Origin of the sequence: Staphylococcus sp. GDX8P80P (assembly GCF_017893095.1) — a bacterium.
GTDB lineage: Bacteria > Bacillota > Bacilli > Staphylococcales > Staphylococcaceae > Staphylococcus > Staphylococcus borealis.
Map to the genome: position 1 here is coordinate 1 of NZ_JAESMI010000241.1, position 423 is coordinate 423.

A 423-nucleotide genomic window follows, 5' to 3' on the forward strand; every position below is an offset into this window, starting at 1 on the left:
ATGCAGATGCTGAAGTTATGTCTGAACATTTATGGCGTGTAGAAATCGAACTTAAAAGAGATATGGTGGATTACTGGAATGATTGCTTTAGTGATTTACATATCTTGCAACCAGATTGGAAAACTATCCAACGCACTGCGGATAGAGCAATGGTTTTTATGTTGTTGAATGATGAAGAAGAATGGGGAAAATTAGAAAGACGTACTAAGAATAAATATAAAAAATTAATTAAAGAAATATCTCTAATTGATTTAACTGACTTAATGAAATCGACTTTAAAAGCGAACGAAAAACAATTGCAAAAACAAATCGATTTTTGGCAACGTGAATTTAGATTTTGGAAGTAAAATAAGTTTTATTTTATAAAAATTGCTAATTCAGTATAATTAATATTTACGAGGTGATATAACGTATGAAAAAATC

At 28.8% G+C, this 423-nt stretch carries 1 pseudogene; it reads left to right on the plus strand.

Annotated elements, in window-relative coordinates:
* Positions 1-347, plus strand: a pseudogene (locus KA858_RS12625) (replication initiation factor domain-containing protein); the annotation flags it as partial.
* Positions 348-423 lie beyond the last annotated feature (76 nt).